The sequence below is a fragment of the Lederbergia citrea genome (genome assembly GCF_018343525.1).
In the GTDB taxonomy this organism is placed as follows: Bacteria; Bacillota; Bacilli; order Bacillales; family Bacillaceae_C; genus Lederbergia; species Lederbergia citrea.
In genome coordinates, this window is sequence record NZ_JAGYPH010000002.1 from 118,187 (window position 1) to 134,647 (window position 16,461).

Here is a 16,461-nt window from a genome sequence, read left to right on the forward strand (position 1 = left end):
AATAGCTAAGTCAAATGTAGTAAGGTTAAAAATTTTGAGGGGTTTCTTCGGTGAGCGTGGTGCTTAACCTCCAGATCTGTTCAACATTTTGAGGATTTGTTGCGTAACTAGGATAGCTGCTTGAACCGAATATGTTCTTCAATTGTGTAAAGCCTTTTTCGGATGTTGATGGTTTAACAATCTCTAACTTATGATTGATTAGTTGGCCTGTAACATTCTTAAATTGGTCTGAAGTACAAATCTGGAAGTAGTTATCCGCCATGCCCGATGGTAAAGGATTGGTAAGGTTTTGTAACCTTGCAAACACTCTCCAAACAGAATGCATTTTGTTAATTGTCTCTTTTGAGAGCTTTACGCGGTTAATTTGCAGGGCGTTGACTTTAATTCCCCTACTTTTATATTCTTCTGCCATTTTGAAGGTTAGGATCAATAACGCCATTTTCGAGTCTCCATACATCTTATAAGTGCTATAAGGCCGTGTGTCCTTTAGTTCTCCGCGCAAATTGTCGAACTCGACCTTTCTTTTCGGGTCGAAGAAATTTTTGATGTTCGTCGTACAAGCATGGAGGATTCTGGGATCTGGTGATTTTGCAAGATGATCTGCCAATAAACGGGTCATTAAAAAAGGACCGAATGTATTTGTTGCGAAAGACAATTCGATATGCTCGGGACTAAGTTTATATTCTTTTTCACCGTGGTTTAAGTAGGCGGCGTTATGTATAAGGATGTCTAACCGCGGGTATTTGGATGTAAAAGCTGTACAAAATGAACGAATAGAATCAAAAGAAGAAACATCAAGCTCCATCAGATCTACATTTTTATTTTTTGTGATATCAATGATGTCTTTTTGTACGTCTGTACTAATCCCCATATTGCGGCAAGCCATGATTACATGATAACCTTCTGAGGCAAATTTAAGGGCTGCCGCTTGACCAATCCCGGAATTGGCTCCCGTAATAATAACAAATTTTTCTTTCATCACGAACCTCCTTTTTTTGCCCATATTTGGGCCATCCATATTTTCTGCTTACGCATTTTTACGGCGGTCACGCTCATATTGAATTAATAAACTGAGAACTTCTATATAAGTAATAAGTAATATGAATATATTACCATGAAGGGGGATTAGAAAATGTCGAATCTTGGAATAAAAACAATTTTAATCGTCCTTGGACCAAGAGGAAGCAATCGAGTTAAAAGTCCGCAATGATGCCCTTATATTTGTATCATCTATTTTCTTTTAAGATAATTAATGTAAAATGGTGTATGACAAATTTTTCTGCCCGGGAGGATCATTCATGATAACAATTAACGAAATAGCTCAAAGGGCGAATGTTTCACGGACAACTGTTTCAAGAGTTATAAATCATTCAGGTTACGTTAGTGAGGAAGTAAAAAGAAGAGTATTAAAAGTAATCGAAGAGACAGGGTATGTACCAAGTGAAAACGCTAAATCGTTACGGACTAAAAAAACAAAAGTAATCGGTGTCATTCTTCCTAAAATTAGCACTGAAACATCCAGCCGGCTTGTAAAGGGACTGGACGAAATATTCGCTAAAGAAGGTTATCAAATCCTTCTTGCCAATACAAACCTGGATCCTGAAAAGGAGATAGAATATTTAAGGCTCTTGAAAAGTAGACATGTCGATGGGATTATTCTATCAGCAACCAATATTAACAGCCCATTAGTGGAAGAAATTTATCAGTTAAAAATCCCCTTTGTAACGGTTGGACAACATATACCAGGATTGGCCAATGTAATCTTTGATGATTATCAGGCTTCCAAAGATATGGTTCATTTATTGATAAAAAAAGGGTATAAAAACATTGCATTTATCGGAGTAGACGAAGAAGACCGTTCCGTTGGATATTTGCGGAAATTAGGGTTTTTAGATGCAATGAAAGAAAAGCATTTACCTGTAGAGGAAAGCTGGGTTCAAAAAGGAATATTTGATGTGGATTCGGGTTATGAATGCATGAAATTAATCATGGATACTTCCAAACGAAAGCCTACAGCTGTACTTGCCGTGACAGACCGGCTTGCTATTGGAGCTTTACAATATATCAAAGAAACGGGGCTGTCTATACCAGATGATATCGCGGTAGCCGGAATGGGTGCTTCAGAGCTTTCCAGATTTATTTCCCCACCCTTAACCACTATTGAATTTTCAATGAAAGATGCGGGACGTGAGGCGGCTGGTTTATTATTAGAGCAAATAAATGGGGAAAATGACCATGAAATAATTAGAAAAATTAAGTATAGACTTCTCGAACGGTCCAGTATATAATGGGTGTGTAATCGATTCCACAAAAATATTTATATTTTTTGTTATATAGGGAATCGATTCCATACCAGGATATTGCTCATATTCAAAGGTTATTATTTAAAAAAAATCTTGTTGAACTGTTCCTACGCCATTGTAGAATAACTTTCAAATTTATTTTTTTAGATTATAGGGAATCGATTCCACATTTAAAACAGGGGTGAATAAGAAATGTCAGAAAATCGCAAAATTGCTGAAGATGTGATTGAAGCTGTCGGGGGAAGAGAGAATATTCAATCGGTGGCCCATTGCGCAACCAGACTGCGAATCATGGTCAATGATAAAGAAAAAATCAATCAGGAGCAAGTAGAGGAAATTGGCAAAGTAAAAGGAGCTTTCTTTAATTCCGGGCAATACCAGATTATCTTTGGTACCGGTACTGTAAATAAAATTTATGAAGAAGTATCCAATCTTGGTCTTGATACGAATTCCGCTTCTGATCAGAAAAAAGAAGCAATAAAAAGCGGGTCTACATTTCAACGAGCGATTCGAACCTTTGGGGATGTATTCGTTCCCATTATCCCGGTCCTGGTAGCCACTGGACTATTTATGGGGCTTCGCGGCTTGGTCATGCAGGAACAAATATTATCCTTATTTGGCATGACGCCGGATGATATATCACAAAACTTTTTATTATTTACACAGGTATTAACAGATACAGCATTTGTATTCCTGCCGGCTCTTGTTGCCTGGTCAACTTTTAGAGTTTTTGGAGGAACACCGATTATTGGATTAATTCTTGGACTAATGCTTGTTTCGCCCGCCTTGCCAAATGCATACGCTGTTGCTGGCGGTGATGCAGAGGCGCTTCGCTTCCTCGGCTTTATTCCAGTAGTTGGTTATCAAGGCTCTGTCATACCAGCGTTTATTGCCGGAATTTTAGGTGCGAAACTTGAAAGAGCAATAAGAAAACGTGTGCCTGAATCTTTGGATTTAATTACCACACCTTTTCTTACTCTCCTAGTCATGATTACTGTCTCTTTATTAATCATTGGACCAATCTTTCATACTGTTGAAACAGGAATACTATCTGTTGCTACAAAGGTTCTTTCATGGCCATTCGGAATTAGCGGTTTATTAATTGGCGGCCTGAATCAGCTTATTGTGATCACAGGTGTTCACCATGTTTTCAACATGTTAGAGATTCAACTGTTGGCTGAGTTCAAAAATAACCCGTACAACGCAATTATCACGTGCTCGGTTGCTGCACAGGGCGGGGCAGCTCTAGCTGTCGGTTTAAAGACAAAATCCGCAAAATTAAAAGCACTGGCCCTGCCATCATCTTTCTCAGCATTTTTAGGAATCACGGAACCAGCTATTTTCGGGGTTAACCTCCGTTATGGTAAGCCATTCATTATGGCACTTATTGGTGGTGCTGCAGGTGGATTTACGGCTTCCATCCTTGGACTTAAGGCAACAGGTATGGCAGTTACAGTAATTCCTGGTACTCTGCTTTATTTAAATGGACAGATTTTACAATATATTTTAGTAAACGTCATTGCGATTGCGGTTGCATTCATTCTGACTTGGATGTTCGGCTTTTCAGATAAGGTAAAGAAAGAAATTGAACAATAAAAGGGGTAAAAGGCAAATTGAATTTGCCTTTTCTTTTTATAAAACATATCGAGGAGGGGCTGCTATGAGAGAAAAAGAAGGTCTCCTTATTCAAAAAGCGCATAATGAAGTAAAAAAATATCAGGACAAGGTTTTAAATGATCCTTACCGGCTAAATTATCATATAATGCCGCCAGTTGGATTGTTAAATGATCCAAATGGTTTAATTCAATATCAAGGGGTCTACCATGTATTTTATCAGTGGAATCCGTTTGAAACGGCCCATGGAGCCAAATTTTGGGGGCATTATTCTTCCAAGGATATGGTTCATTGGCAAGAGGAACCGATTGCATTGGCCCCGAGTGAATGGTATGAAAAAAACGGCTGTTATTCGGGAAGTGCGGTTGAATCGGATGGAAAGCTCTATCTCTTTTACACAGGGAATGTAAAGAAAGAAGACGGGACAAGAGAAACGTATCAATGTCTTGCGGTTTCTTCAGATGGAATTCATTTTGAAAAACACGGTCCGATATTAAGGCTACCGGAAAGGTATACAGCCCATTTTCGCGATCCAAAGGTTTGGAAAAAAGGTGACAGCTGGTATATGATTGTCGGTGCTCAGACCTTGGATGAAAAGGGAACCGCTGTTTTATTTACTTCAGTGGATTTATATCATTGGAATGAATTAGGGAGTATTGCTGGGTCAGGAATGAATGGCATGGACGATTTTGGCTATATGTGGGAATGCCCAGACCTTATTCATTTAGATGGTAAAGATATATTATTGTTTTCGCCACAGGGATTGGAACCATACGGGTATTTATATAATAATTTATTCCAATCAGGGTATTTCATTGGAAAATTAGACTATGAAACTCTTAACTTTCAGCATGGCTCTTTTACGGAGTTGGACCGCGGCTTTGACTTCTATGCTCCGCAAACCTTCACCGATGAATTGGGGAGAACGATTCTTTATGGCTGGATGGGAATGACAGACGAAAAGGAATCATACCAACCGACAATATCGAATAATTGGGTGCATGCCTTAACGATTCCAAGAGAATTGGAGCTTAGAGAAGGTAAAATTTATCAAAGGCCGGTTGAGGAATTACAAAAGCTCCGAAAAGATAAGGTAGTAGCGAAAGTTGATAAAATGGAAGGAAATCATGTCCAATTTGATGGAGTAAATGGGCTATCATCCGAATTACTGCTGGATTTATTAAAAGTGAAAGCCGGAAAATTTCAAATCTCTTTCCGAGGCGAAGCGCACCTAAGCTTTGATTTGGATAAAAAAGAAATCAGTTTGCAAAGGAGACATTTAAAGACGGGTGCTTTAGAAACAAGAACCTGCAAAATATCTTCTGTGTCCAAGCTTCATATCTTTATGGACCATTCCTCCTTAGAGATTTTCATTAATGACGGCGAAGAGGTTTTTACTGCTCGTTATTTTCCAAATCCAAAGGATGAAACCATTATCTTTCACGGAGAAGCAGAATTTAGATTGACCAAGTGGAATCTGGGTTAAGTGTAAATTATGAGAGTAATTTTACTTCAACCATCTTAATATTTCAAAGCCTCATTAGATTATTTGCGTAATCCGCATCATATCTAAATGAGGCTTTTTAATTTTTACTTCGGTAGGCTTAAAATAAGAGAGCTAGCGCAAATCAATTACCAATAGATAGGATCATCATTATTCAATAACAAAGCGAGGAGATGAAGACCCTACCAAATCAACTGAAAATAACTTAATCTCTATCTCTTGCCCTCTGTGCATCTCTAATATTCTTTTGAACCGTAATGGCTGCAAACAAACTAAGAACAAATGCCATGCCATAAAATCCCTTTTCACTTAAATCAATACTTCCTGCATTGTATAAACCGATAACCATTAATGAAATTGATACAATAAGTGCAAACCAACTAATGCCATAATAAATATTAGTAACTGGTATTCCCTCCTCTTTATCTCTTACTGCTTTTTGTAAAGATACCGCTGAATAAAGCCCGAATACTAAAACTGCAAAATAATAACCTTTTTCGTTTAATTGCATCGTTGCGTTATACAAACCTATGAGATAAGCCGTAACACCTACTAATAGCGCTGCCCAAGAAGCCCCTTTGAAAGCTGGAGTTGGTTCTCCCTCTTTCCTTACTGCTTTCAATTTTAAATCATTTTGTTTTCCTTTATCTAATAAAATCTCATTATCATTTGACATTGAATGTTTCGCCTCCATTTTTTTATCTAATAAAAACGACACACTACATACACTTTATTGCCCCTATCTTAATCCATTATATAGAATTTTCTTACAAATAACAGAAAATTTTTCCTAATCTCCATTGGGGTTTCCGATCATTAGTATTCTAATAAGCTGGTTTATTAAGGGAAGTGGGCATGGGGATTTATTATAAGACCGAATTAATTTAGCTGTTTAGCTATTATCTTATAATCTATTCCTTCCACCATATTTTAGAAGGGCGTCCTTTCGTCGATATATCGGCAATAGGACGCTCTTTTTTGCGTTTCAAAAAGATTTTTCTAAAACAAGGTGTCCAATTCTCGTCTTAATCGATATATGAAAGATGAAGCGGTTTATTTTCAGAAAAGAAAAGGAGATGAACAATGGCAAAGTATCGCGTGATTTACACTCAGTTTTGGGATGATCCGAAGGTGGTGGAAGAAATGACCCCGGAGGATAAGTATGTTTTTCTTTATTTGTTGACGAATAGCAATACGAGACAAATTGGCATCTACACGATCACGAAGAAGCAAATGCTCGATTTCCCGTGACTACTATTTTTTCGATTCTAGGGGCAATGGACCCGCGCTCAATTTATCCTGAACAACTATTTTTTCCATATTTTTATCATTCTTAAAAAATATATTGTATTAATATACATAAAGAGTTATAATTATAATAACAGAAATAATTCATTCGTAATTATAGGGGAGATTACCATGGAAAGAAAAAATATTATTATAATCGGTGCGGCAGGAAGAGATTTTCACAACTTTAATACATATTATCGCGGTAATGAAGCATATAATGTTGTTGCTTTTACAGCAGCACAGATTCCAGATATTGATGGACGTAAATATCCAAGTGAATTAGCGGGCGAACTATATCCAGAAGGGATTCCTATTTATTCACAAGATCAATTACCAGAGTTGATTAAAGAGTTACAAGTGGATGAATGTGTTTTTGCGTATAGTGATGTTAGTTACGAAGCTGTGATGGGTGTGGGTGCGATCGTGAATGCAGCGGGTGCTAACTTCACATTGCTAGGTCCAAAGAGCACGATGTTAAAAAGTAATAAGCCGGTCATTTCTGTTTGCGCAGTAAGAACTGGAACTGGAAAAAGCCAAACATCAAGAAAAATTATTGAAACGCTGCTTGAGCATGATTTAAAGGTTGTTGCAGTGAGACATCCAATGCCTTATGGCGACTTAAACGCACAGCGTGTTCAGCGCTTTGCGACAGTGGACGATTTAAAGAAACATCATTGTACAATTGAGGAAATGGAAGAATATGAGCCACATGTGGCACGTGGAAATATTATATATGCTGGCGTTGATTATGCGGATATTTTGGCAGCCGCTGAAAATGATCCGGATGGCTGTGACGTAATTTTATGGGACGGGGGAAATAATGATTTCTCTTTCTTCGAGCCTGACTTAGCTGTTACTGTCTTGGATCCGCATCGCCCAGGTCATGAGCTGAAATACTACCCTGGCGAAGTATGCCTAAGAACAACTGATGTCGCCATCATTAACAAAGTGGATAGCGCAGCAGAGGAAGCTGTTCAAACCGTAGAAAATAATATAAAATTCGCAAATCCAAACAGCAAAATTATTAAAGCTGAATCAAAGATTACCGTCGATCAGCCGGAAAGTATAGTTGGAAAACGCGTGTTAGTTGTTGAAGATGGTCCGACGTTGACACATGGAGAGATGAAACTTGGCGCGGGTATCGTTGCGGCTGAACGTTTGGGTGCGAAGGAAATCATCGACGCACGTCCATTTGCGGTAGGTACATTAAAAGAAACCTTTAACAAATACCAACATATTGGAAACGTCCTTCCGGCGATGGGTTACGGCGAACAGCAATTGAAAGATCTTGAAGAAACAATTAATAATGCCGACTGTGATGCAGTGATCATTGGTACACCAATCGATTTAACGCGCGTCATTTCGATTAATAAACCGTGTACACGTGTACACTATGATTTAGATGAAATTGGTGATTCGAATTTAAGCAATATATTAAAAGATTTTATTAAAGAGCATAAGCTAGTGTGATGCTCAAATAATTAGAAAGAGACTAGCGACGTATTAGTTGCTAGTCTTTTTCTATGTCGGTGTCGAAGAAAGTTAGCATTGATCTATTTTATTTTGTAAAACAAGTGAAGATTTAAAGGAAAAATGATGGTTGTTCACCAACCTGCGCCGTTTTTTCTGCCTGTTATTAATATAAAGTTACCTTACATGGAAAAAATTACTAATGTTAAGCCTAGTAAATGCACATTGTTTTCTTTTAAAGCGTTCATGAGTACAGTAATCGGTGAAAATATGAAAAGATGGGAATCATGAAGTGTTCATGAGTTCAGGGCTAGATGATGAATTGGTAACCAAGTCTTCATAGGGTGTTTAGGGACTTTTTAGAAATCGATTTGCAAAGAAACTTTTAAAATTAGTGTTATTTATCTCCAAAAAGAGATACAAAAGCGCGTCCTTGCCGTCGGTTATTCGACATAATGACGCCTTTTTTATTTATTTTAAAGTTGAATAATAGCTTCTACATTTTAAGCAAATCTACCACATTGGTTGAACCAGAGAAAAGTCGAATATAATTTATTTTTGTAGATTTTTCTTCATAAGAGATGCTACTTGTATATTATCTTGTTGAGAAGTGTCTTCTAGATGATTAATAATTAATTCCTGTCGTTCCACAGGGTGATTTTGGCTTAATTTAGCTTTAGCTTCAATTTTAGTGATTTTTATTCTGAACGCTACAATTCCTTTACTCATTCCCTCGATAAAACTGGGATCAACATCATTTATATTGTATGGACTATCAGGGCGTTCATATTTATTTACCAAGTCATTTAAATTATCGAATATTACTTCTCTATCTTCGACAATCTCCATTTTTCCATATAAATGGATAGACACGTAATTCCAAGTAGGTACTGCTTTAGTTGTTTCGTACCAAGAAGGTGAAATATAACAGTGGGGACCTTGGAAAACTGCAAGGACTTGTTGGTTTTCAGCATCCTTCCATTGTTCGTTCGAACGTGCAAGATGACCATATAAAGAGTTTTCGGATTTATTTAACATCAGTGGCAGATGAGTAGCATAGGGTTCTCCTTTATGCTTAGAAAATAAGGTTGCAAAGCCATATTTTTCGATAAAATCATAAATTACTTCTTCATCATCAATTTTAAATTGTTTAGGTATATACATAATAATCCCCCTTTCAAAATTTGAGTGTTTTGATCATTATAAAGTCTATTTGTTCTTCATCACCCATATAAAAAGAGTGGGCTCCAGTTTGAACGAACCCCATTTTCTTATAAAAGGCAATAGCATTCTCATTCTTTTCCCATACACCTAGCCAGATCTTCCTTTTATTATCCTTCATAGCTATTTCCATAGCTTTATTTAGCAGATATTTGCCGAGCCCATGTTTTTGAAATTTGCTCCATATATAAATCCTTTCGATTTCAAGTGATTCATCGCCCATTTTTTCAGACTGAGCATCATTGGTATTTACCTTTAAATATCCAGCGACTTCATTATTAAAATAAACAAAAAAGAAAAGCGAAGAAATATTGGATAATTCTCTTTCTAATTGTTTTAAGTTAAATGCCCTTTCCAAATAGGCATTCATATTTTCGGGTGAATTCTGATGCTTAAATGTCTCATTAAATGTTTCATAACTAATTTCTTGAAGTTTGCGTAAATCTTCAAGGGTACACTTTTTTATATTTATATTCATTTAAATATGTCGCTCCTTTATATAATCAATAATTTCTCCTGTTTCCTTTTTTTTGCAAATTCCCAGTCCTATTCTATATTTGTGCTTACTCTTTGAAGCAGATTGTAAATGATTTCTGCTTCTGTTTGGGAAAATCCTTCTAATGCAACGATATTGGAATAATCATTTTCCCCTTTCTCTGTAGGAAAGGGCTTTCTGATAGCACAATTTGCTGTTGTTCGATGAATCATTGTCTAACATATTGGAAACGTCCTACCAGCGATGGGATACGGCGAACAGCAACTGAAAGATCTTGAAGAAAGGATTAATAATGCTGACTGTGATGCTGTAATCATTGGTACACCAATCGACTTAACAGGCGTCATTTCAATCAATAAACCGTGCACACGTGTACACTATGATTTAGATGAAATTAGTGCCCGAATTTAAGCGATATTTTAAAAGATTTTATTGAAGAGCATAAGCTTGTATGATAATAAAATAATGAGAAAAGGACTAGCAATAGTGATGTCTCCCCAAAAGTTAGAATTGGTCTTTTGGGATGCACATCATTGCTAGTCTTTTTAAATATAATAGGGAGAAAAATAGTGTGAATTGCGGACGGGCAATACCATCAACTTTTGGGATTTTTTAAATCAGTTTTAAAATTAATTATCGCTCTCGCCCTTTTCATAGTACTTTTCAAAAATAATCGCAAGATCGGTATCCGCTTCAAATACTTTATCATCAACAATATTTGTAGTCATGACAAAATCAGGGTTTATAGAGTTTGTTTCATGGAATCCTACTCCGAATAACATTCCGTTAAGTTCCCTTGTGTCTATATTAGTAATTGTAAAAGTAACATGACTAAGCTCTTCTAAGAAGTCTGCAATATCATCTTTATTGGTTAATTTTCTATTATAACCTGTTGAACCGTCTAAAATAGTAATCATTTCAACTTTGCTTAGATCACCATCGTACAATTCATTAAATGTTAACGTTTTTTCTGAGCAACCCGATGAAAATAATAACAACACGATAAATGGATACAGAAATTTTGGGATATTCATTCAGTTAATTCTCCTATGCTTATAATCAAACATTAATTGGCAATTTCCCAGATATCTGTGACAGGTTCCTTTTCCCACTTTAGCCATACCATTTTACCGGTTCTATCCCAGTTGTCGTGTACGATAAATTGTTGATACCATCGGAGGGCTGAGGTGTCATAATACCTTTCAAAACCTACTAATGTTACCATATGACCCCCCTTAGCTTTAGGGTCAATTGTTTTATAATTATCTAATCTTAATAGAGAAGGGTGATTCCTTTTTGTAATATTTCTAACATCTGTAAAAGAAGGAAATATATCACGACTTACTGTAAAATTTGTTTGGCCGCGTTCTTTTAAATAAGCTCTAAAACCAGGCGTAACATCAGAACTAGTAACACCAGTTTTATTATTATGTTTCATCAAAACACCAAATCTATTAGCTGCTGTTTTCCAATTGTTTGAAGGAACCATATTAGGATAACCCTTAGCATCCCAATACATTGCTATATTAGCAGATGCTGTAGGGACACAATCCTCTTCCATTGAAGTATTATCATTTTGTTGATAATCAGGTACCCCAGAGATGTATTTATATTCATAGTTTGTAATAGCCATAGGTGTAATTTCATCTATTGTATCATCATTCTGTTCAGGGGTTACAGAGGACATCTCACTAATTAATTCATCTTTGCTAAACTCTTGTTCTGTCTGTAAATCAGATACATAGCCGTTTTCCAAATCTAACGCATATGAAAGTGGTCCCGTATAATAATAATCTTTGTTTTCATCTGTAATTGGCTCTACATCACCTAAACCAAATTCAATAACTTCGTAGCTATTGTTACCATCGACTACAGAGTAGCCCAGTGTTTCATTTTGATCGCTGATTACTGAAACATAGTATTTATTGCTATTCTCGATATCGTTATTTAGTTCAATGATTTTTCCTATCTTGTAGTTTTCTAACTTAGAAAAGCCATTTTCGATTTTTAAATTTACATAATTTTCAACACTCTCTGTGACTAATGCTTCCCATTCATTTAAAGCGCTATCTCTAATTAAAGCTTCCCAATCACGGTCCGGGTTAATGGGTTTGGCGGTTGCAAGAGCAGGCGATGAAATACCTAGGGTCAAGATTGAAACTAGTAAAATTGATTTTAACGATTTCATTTTCATTGATTAGCCCCCTTTTTTCATTATTAATACTTTTCTGGATAAATATACCACCAATATTCCTATTATGGATATAATATCTCTCGACAAATATTTCTTATCTCAACCAATTCATATTTGCTTTTTAATCCTAGCCAAATGCTTCCTTGTATAATAGTAGTAGGGATTCTTTCTCTGGTCGGTTACTTACTCAATTTGATTTTTTGTGAGGTTTTATTTTACGTCTCAAAAGTCCTGTGGATTCAATCACCAAAGTAAAAATCGTTGTCTTTGGTGCTTTTTCGGTTGCCCAGTCTCTGTTTATACTAGATATAAACTTAGAAAAATACATTCCTTGATTTATGCTAAAATGAATATAAAGTTGTAGGAGGAAAGGGTGATACATCTCTTGCGTAAATTAGCTATCATTCTACTTAGTTTCGTTTGTGTCGTCCTTTTTTATTATACGATCGTATCTTGGAGTAAGGTGTTTAAATCTGATTGGGAGCTCCCGCGCGCAGCAGAACAAGTGAATACGAAACATCGTCTTGTGTTGATTACACAGGAGCTAGAGACACCTTTTTGGGACAAGGTAGCAAAAGCTGCCATGGAACAGGCAAAGAAGGAATCTGCTAGTCTTGAAGTTTGGGGAAGCTATGGTAACAACAAAGAGGACTTTTTAAAGAAAATTGAAATCGCTATCTATTCACAAGTGGATGGAATTATCGTCCAGGGATTAGACACCGATGAATTTAAAACCCTTACAAATATAAAAGCTACTTCTTACGGGATACCGATTATTACGGTAGCAAACGATGTTCCTATGGGGAATAGTCTTAGGAAGTCGTATGTTGGTTCAGATCAATACTTAGCTGGAAAGATGATAGCTGAACAGCTAATCGCTGATATGGGGGCTTCTCCTGAAGGAGAAGTAGCAATCATGATTGACAAACAATATCAATATTTTCAAAAACAGCGATTGGAAGGAATTAAAGATGTATTAACAAAATATCCAAATATCCAAATGATTGATATAGAGATGCAAGATGCGAGGGAACAAGTCATTGCCACAACGAAAGACGTATTAAATCGGCATCCGAATATCGATGCTTTTATTACCGTTAATGCAGATATACTAGCGGCTATGGTCCAAGAGATTGAAAGTAGATCGAAAATTGAGCGTTATTATATTTATTCATTTGATGATGATTATGAATCAATATCATTACTTAATCAGGGGAAGATTGATGGCATCATTGAGCAGTCTCCAGAAGAGATGGGAACGATGAGTGTGAAATTGCTTTTAAAATGGCTTAATAATGAGAAAGTGACACTTGATTTAAATGGATATCGAACTGATATTCGAGTTGTAAAGGCGTCGGATGTAAAATGAACAGTATTCAGAAAAAAATTCTAGTGCTCGTGATCGCTGTCCTATTTATAATGGCAGCCATTTGGATTTCACTGACCTACTATAATCAAAAAATGCAAAACCAGTACAATGATATATTAGAACGCTATTTAATCATGAACGAAGTGACAAGTGAAAGCCAGCAAATTGTGGCTGCTCTTAATAACTACTTAATTGACCCAACAGAATCCAATTTAAAAGAGCTCAAACTCAATATGGCTCAGATTCAAAGAACAAAAGATGAAGTTTCAAAATTTAGGAATATTGATAATGACTCTGCTTTGACAAATTACGAAAACTTAATCGACAGTCTTGTTGAAACAACGAACCAATCCGTTTTGGCTCGTACGGGACAACAAACGGAGGATTATTTGAGTGCTTTTTCCGAAGTGAGTCGTATCTCGAAATATATTTCTGAAATGACGCTTACTTTAATAGACACGGAACTCAAAACGTATGATCGTTTCTATCGTAGTATCATTGATAGTTCGGGAGAATTGAGAATGCTTGGAATCTGGCTATTGCTGCTGATTACATTGCTCGTACTGTTATTGGCTCATTGGTTTTCAAAAAGAATCACAAGACCGGTCAATCAGCTGACGGAAGCGGCACACGAGTTATCATTGGGGCGATTTGATTTAAAAATAGAGGTGGACTCCAATGATGATGAAATCTCTTTTCTCGCAAAAATGTTTGATAAAATGCGAATTAATATCAATAACTATTTATCCGAAATAAAACAGAAAGCCCAATTAGAACATGAGCTTCAAGAAAGTAAGCTGCTTTTACAGGAGAGTCAGCTTCGTAGTTTGCAAAGTCAGATCAATCCTCATTTCCTTTATAACACACTAGACATACTGTCTAAAAAAGCTTATTTAGAAGGATCTGAAGAAACAAGTGATCTTTTAGTGAGTGTTGCGGGACTTTTGCGTTATAACCTTCAAAGATTAGAAAATTCTGCTGCGCTATTTGAAGAAGTACAAGTTCTTAAGCAATACATTGATATTCAACATGCAAGGTTTACTGATCGACTTCATTTTCACATGGAGGTTGATGATTCGTGTTTAGCGATGAAAATTCCTCGTTTAACATTGCAGCCGATTGTGGAAAATGCCGTGATCTATGCCATTGAACCAAAGGAAAATGGTGGAAGTATATATTTTCGTGTGAAAGATGATGCCGATTACGTGAGAATAGAGATAGAAGATGATGGGCCGGGAATGACAGAAGAGAAAGTAAAAGAAATACTTCAGGTGAATACGAAAGAGGCGAGAGGTCACTTCACAGGAATCGGTATAAATAATGTGGTCAAACGTTTAAGTTTGTTTTACAGCTGTAATGATGTGTTTGATATTGAAAGCAAACTTGGAATCGGCACAAAGGTTATTTTAAAAATACCAAAAACGAGGAGAATGGAAGGAAATGAAGCGACTCCTAATCGTCGATGATGAGCAGATTGTCAGGGAAGGCCTACGAGCGATATTATTAAAAAACTTTCCAGATATTAAGATAGATGAAGCAAAAAACGGAAATATGGCTATAGAAAAGGCTGAGTCATTTATGCCTGATTTGATATTAATGGATATTAAGATGCCTGGAATGAGTGGTCTTGAAGCCGTCCAGAAAATAAATGAAAAGAATTCCCTTATCAAGTTTATTATGATTTCTGCATATGCCGAATTCGAGTATGCAAAAGCCGCGATGAAGCTAGGTGTGAAGGACTATTTACTGAAACCTAGTAAAGCTAGTGAGGTCGTACAAACGGTTCGTAAAGTAATCAGTCAAATTAAAGAAGAAGAAGAGTCACAGCAAGAACGTATTCTTCAGAAAAACGCATTGCAAAAAGCTTTAACGATCGTAGAAACGGATGTTGTTACACAGTTATTATTCGATCATGTACACGAAATCCATTTAGATGAGTTAGTGGGCATGCTACAAACTCCGATGACAAGTGAAAAGTTTGTCATGAGTATTTTACTGCCGGAGGATTCAGAGCGCTTGTATGCGGAAATTAAACAAAGGGTTAGAAAAATAGGAAGCGCGTGGGTAGGTACATTATATGGACGCCTCATACCAATTATCGTATTTAGGCAACATAGCGAGTCTTTTCGCTCCCAAGCGATTGCTCTTGCAAGAGATATCTTATCTGTAGCCAGTACAGAGGATAAGGCGGGCTGGTTCGTTGGAATTGGTAACGTTTACGACTCCTTGGACAAAATCCGACAATCCTATCAGGAATCGCTGATTGGAACGAGGGATAGCTCACTTCCTGTTAAATATCGCTTTTATTCAGATATACCACTCGCCGGCTCCAGGATAGATGGTTATCATGCGAAAAAATTTGAAAATAAATTATTTGATCAAATTCGAAACGGACAATGGCGGGAAATCATGAAAGAGGTATCTGAATTAATCGGTTTTTTTGAGAATAAGGGTGTTCCTCTCATAGAAACACAGCAACGTGTCTTAGAGCTGCTTTGGATTGCCTCTCGGGTATTAAATGAAATCGGAGTTGAACCAGATACTCCTTTGTATTCTTTTCAAATAAACGATTTCAGGCAATTACGGACTGAAACGAATCATTTACTTAACCAGATGTGGCAGTCTTATACCAACTATCAAAACCAAGTAGAAGATGACACGATTAAACAGATTAGGAACTACATCATTGAGCACTCCCATAAAGAAATTTCCTTAGACGGGATTGCACAAAAGTTTGAACTAAGCCCAATTTATATAAGCAAGCTTTTTAAAGAACAGTTAGGTGTGAATTATATCGCCTTTTTGACTGAATGCCGCTTAGAAAAAGCAAAGAAATTAATGTTAAATCCTGAAAAAAGCTTAAAAGAAATTACGTATGATGTTGGGTATCAAGATCCCAATTATTTCAGTAAGGTTTTTAAAAAAATGTATGGTGCTTCGCCAACAGAATATAGAAGATCATTGCTTGGAATAAAGGTATAACAAGAAAGAAAAGGTGTG

General features: G+C 36.5%; 14 protein-coding genes and 2 pseudogenes. 9 read left to right on the forward strand and 7 right to left on the reverse strand.

The window, feature by feature from the left end:
* Positions 1-25: 25 nt before the first annotated feature.
* The gene (locus KHA88_RS09830) at positions 26-979 is read right to left on the reverse strand and encodes an SDR family NAD(P)-dependent oxidoreductase (protein WP_213121808.1); all 954 of its coding nucleotides are present in this window, start codon (positions 977-979) and stop codon (positions 26-28) included.
* A gap of 319 nt (positions 980-1,298) precedes the next feature.
* On the opposite strand from KHA88_RS09830, the gene KHA88_RS09835 reads away from it, so the two are divergent.
* From KHA88_RS09835 to KHA88_RS09845, 3 genes are all read left to right on the forward strand, one after another.
* On the forward strand, positions 1,299-2,288 hold the full coding sequence (locus tag KHA88_RS09835; RefSeq protein ID WP_213121809.1) for a LacI family DNA-binding transcriptional regulator: 990 nt from the start codon (positions 1,299-1,301) through the stop codon (positions 2,286-2,288).
* Between the two features lie 207 nt (positions 2,289-2,495).
* Positions 2,496-3,899 carry a sucrose-specific PTS transporter subunit IIBC gene (locus KHA88_RS09840; protein WP_213121810.1) on the forward strand — a complete coding sequence of 468 codons (1,404 nt, stop codon included), beginning with the start codon at positions 2,496-2,498 and terminating at the stop codon, positions 3,897-3,899.
* Positions 3,900-3,963: 64 nt separating this feature from the next.
* Complete coding sequence (locus KHA88_RS09845) at positions 3,964-5,403, forward strand: glycoside hydrolase family 32 protein (RefSeq protein ID WP_213121811.1); 1,440 nt, start codon at positions 3,964-3,966, stop codon at positions 5,401-5,403.
* A 223-nt stretch (positions 5,404-5,626) separates the two neighbouring features.
* Here the strand turns inward: KHA88_RS09845 and yiaA are convergent, their stop codons facing one another.
* Entirely contained in the window at positions 5,627-6,097 is a 471-nt protein-coding gene (yiaA, locus tag KHA88_RS09850) for an inner membrane protein YiaA (RefSeq protein ID WP_213121812.1), read from the reverse strand.
* Positions 6,098-6,504: 407 nt separating this feature from the next.
* Here yiaA and KHA88_RS09855 point away from each other — a divergent pair.
* Both KHA88_RS09855 and KHA88_RS09860 read left to right on the forward strand, forming a co-directional pair.
* Positions 6,505-6,657 (forward strand): annotated as a pseudogene (locus KHA88_RS09855) (DnaD domain protein); the annotation flags it as partial.
* Between the two features lie 183 nt (positions 6,658-6,840).
* Complete coding sequence (locus KHA88_RS09860) at positions 6,841-8,181, forward strand: cyclic 2,3-diphosphoglycerate synthase (RefSeq protein WP_213121813.1); 1,341 nt, start codon at positions 6,841-6,843, stop codon at positions 8,179-8,181.
* A gap of 552 nt (positions 8,182-8,733) precedes the next feature.
* On the opposite strand, the gene KHA88_RS09865 is transcribed toward KHA88_RS09860, so the two are convergent.
* The 3 genes and pseudogenes from KHA88_RS09865 to KHA88_RS09875 form a co-directional block, all read right to left on the reverse strand.
* The gene (locus KHA88_RS09865) at positions 8,734-9,345 is read right to left on the reverse strand and encodes an FMN-binding negative transcriptional regulator (protein ID WP_213121814.1); all 612 of its coding nucleotides are present in this window, start codon (positions 9,343-9,345) and stop codon (positions 8,734-8,736) included.
* A gap of 13 nt (positions 9,346-9,358) precedes the next feature.
* Positions 9,359-9,880 (reverse strand): spermidine/spermine N(1)-acetyltransferase, encoded by a 522-nt coding sequence (paiA, locus tag KHA88_RS09870; protein ID WP_213121815.1) that lies wholly within the window; start codon positions 9,878-9,880, stop codon positions 9,359-9,361.
* A gap of 68 nt (positions 9,881-9,948) precedes the next feature.
* Positions 9,949-10,089, reverse strand: a pseudogene (locus KHA88_RS09875) (MarR family transcriptional regulator); the annotation flags it as partial.
* A 52-nt stretch (positions 10,090-10,141) separates the two neighbouring features.
* Between KHA88_RS09875 and KHA88_RS09880 the strand changes: the two are divergent.
* Positions 10,142-10,309 (forward strand): hypothetical protein, encoded by a 168-nt coding sequence (locus tag KHA88_RS09880; protein WP_249313018.1) that lies wholly within the window; start codon positions 10,142-10,144, stop codon positions 10,307-10,309.
* Positions 10,310-10,527: 218 nt separating this feature from the next.
* Here the strand turns inward: KHA88_RS09880 and KHA88_RS09885 are convergent, their stop codons facing one another.
* The gene (locus KHA88_RS09885) at positions 10,528-10,932 is read right to left on the reverse strand and encodes a hypothetical protein (RefSeq protein WP_213121816.1); all 405 of its coding nucleotides are present in this window, start codon (positions 10,930-10,932) and stop codon (positions 10,528-10,530) included.
* Positions 10,933-10,964: 32 nt separating this feature from the next.
* Positions 10,965-12,092, reverse strand: a complete 1,128-nt coding sequence (locus KHA88_RS09890) for a C39 family peptidase (RefSeq protein ID WP_213107526.1) — start codon at positions 12,090-12,092, stop codon at positions 10,965-10,967.
* Between the two features lie 385 nt (positions 12,093-12,477).
* On the opposite strand from KHA88_RS09890, the gene KHA88_RS09895 reads away from it, so the two are divergent.
* The 3 genes from KHA88_RS09895 to KHA88_RS09905 are packed head-to-tail and all read left to right on the forward strand — an operon-like array spanning position 12,478 to position 16,443.
* Complete coding sequence (locus KHA88_RS09895; protein WP_213121817.1) at positions 12,478-13,461, forward strand: substrate-binding domain-containing protein; 984 nt, start codon at positions 12,478-12,480, stop codon at positions 13,459-13,461.
* Positions 13,458-14,927, forward strand: a complete 1,470-nt coding sequence (locus KHA88_RS09900; RefSeq protein ID WP_213098753.1) for a sensor histidine kinase — start codon at positions 13,458-13,460, stop codon at positions 14,925-14,927. The genes KHA88_RS09895 and KHA88_RS09900 overlap by 4 nt, the downstream gene beginning before the upstream one ends.
* Positions 14,902-16,443 (forward strand): response regulator, encoded by a 1,542-nt coding sequence (locus KHA88_RS09905; RefSeq protein WP_213121818.1) that lies wholly within the window; start codon positions 14,902-14,904, stop codon positions 16,441-16,443. The genes KHA88_RS09900 and KHA88_RS09905 overlap by 26 nt, the downstream gene beginning before the upstream one ends.
* Positions 16,444-16,461 lie beyond the last annotated feature (18 nt).

Bases quoted from the DNA above. Each gene is read 5' to 3' on its own strand.
- KHA88_RS09830 (WP_213121808.1), bottom strand. From the start codon at position 979: ATGAAAGAAAAATTTGTTATTATTACGGGAGCCAATTCCGGGATTGGT.
- KHA88_RS09835 (WP_213121809.1), top strand. From the start codon at position 1,299: ATGATAACAATTAACGAAATAGCTCAAAGGGCGAATGTTTCACGGACA.
- KHA88_RS09840 (WP_213121810.1), top strand. From the start codon at position 2,496: ATGTCAGAAAATCGCAAAATTGCTGAAGATGTGATTGAAGCTGTCGGG.
- KHA88_RS09845 (WP_213121811.1), top strand. From the start codon at position 3,964: ATGAGAGAAAAAGAAGGTCTCCTTATTCAAAAAGCGCATAATGAAGTA.
- yiaA (WP_213121812.1), bottom strand. From the start codon at position 6,097: ATGTCAAATGATAATGAGATTTTATTAGATAAAGGAAAACAAAATGAT.
- KHA88_RS09860 (WP_213121813.1), top strand. From the start codon at position 6,841: ATGGAAAGAAAAAATATTATTATAATCGGTGCGGCAGGAAGAGATTTT.
- KHA88_RS09865 (WP_213121814.1), bottom strand. From the start codon at position 9,345: ATGTATATACCTAAACAATTTAAAATTGATGATGAAGAAGTAATTTAT.
- paiA (WP_213121815.1), bottom strand. From the start codon at position 9,880: ATGAATATAAATATAAAAAAGTGTACCCTTGAAGATTTACGCAAACTT.
- KHA88_RS09880 (WP_249313018.1), top strand. From the start codon at position 10,142: ATGGGATACGGCGAACAGCAACTGAAAGATCTTGAAGAAAGGATTAAT.
- KHA88_RS09885 (WP_213121816.1), bottom strand. From the start codon at position 10,932: ATGAATATCCCAAAATTTCTGTATCCATTTATCGTGTTGTTATTATTT.
- KHA88_RS09890 (WP_213107526.1), bottom strand. From the start codon at position 12,092: ATGAAAATGAAATCGTTAAAATCAATTTTACTAGTTTCAATCTTGACC.
- KHA88_RS09900 (WP_213098753.1), top strand. From the start codon at position 13,458: ATGAACAGTATTCAGAAAAAAATTCTAGTGCTCGTGATCGCTGTCCTA.
- KHA88_RS09905 (WP_213121818.1), top strand. From the start codon at position 14,902: ATGAAGCGACTCCTAATCGTCGATGATGAGCAGATTGTCAGGGAAGGC.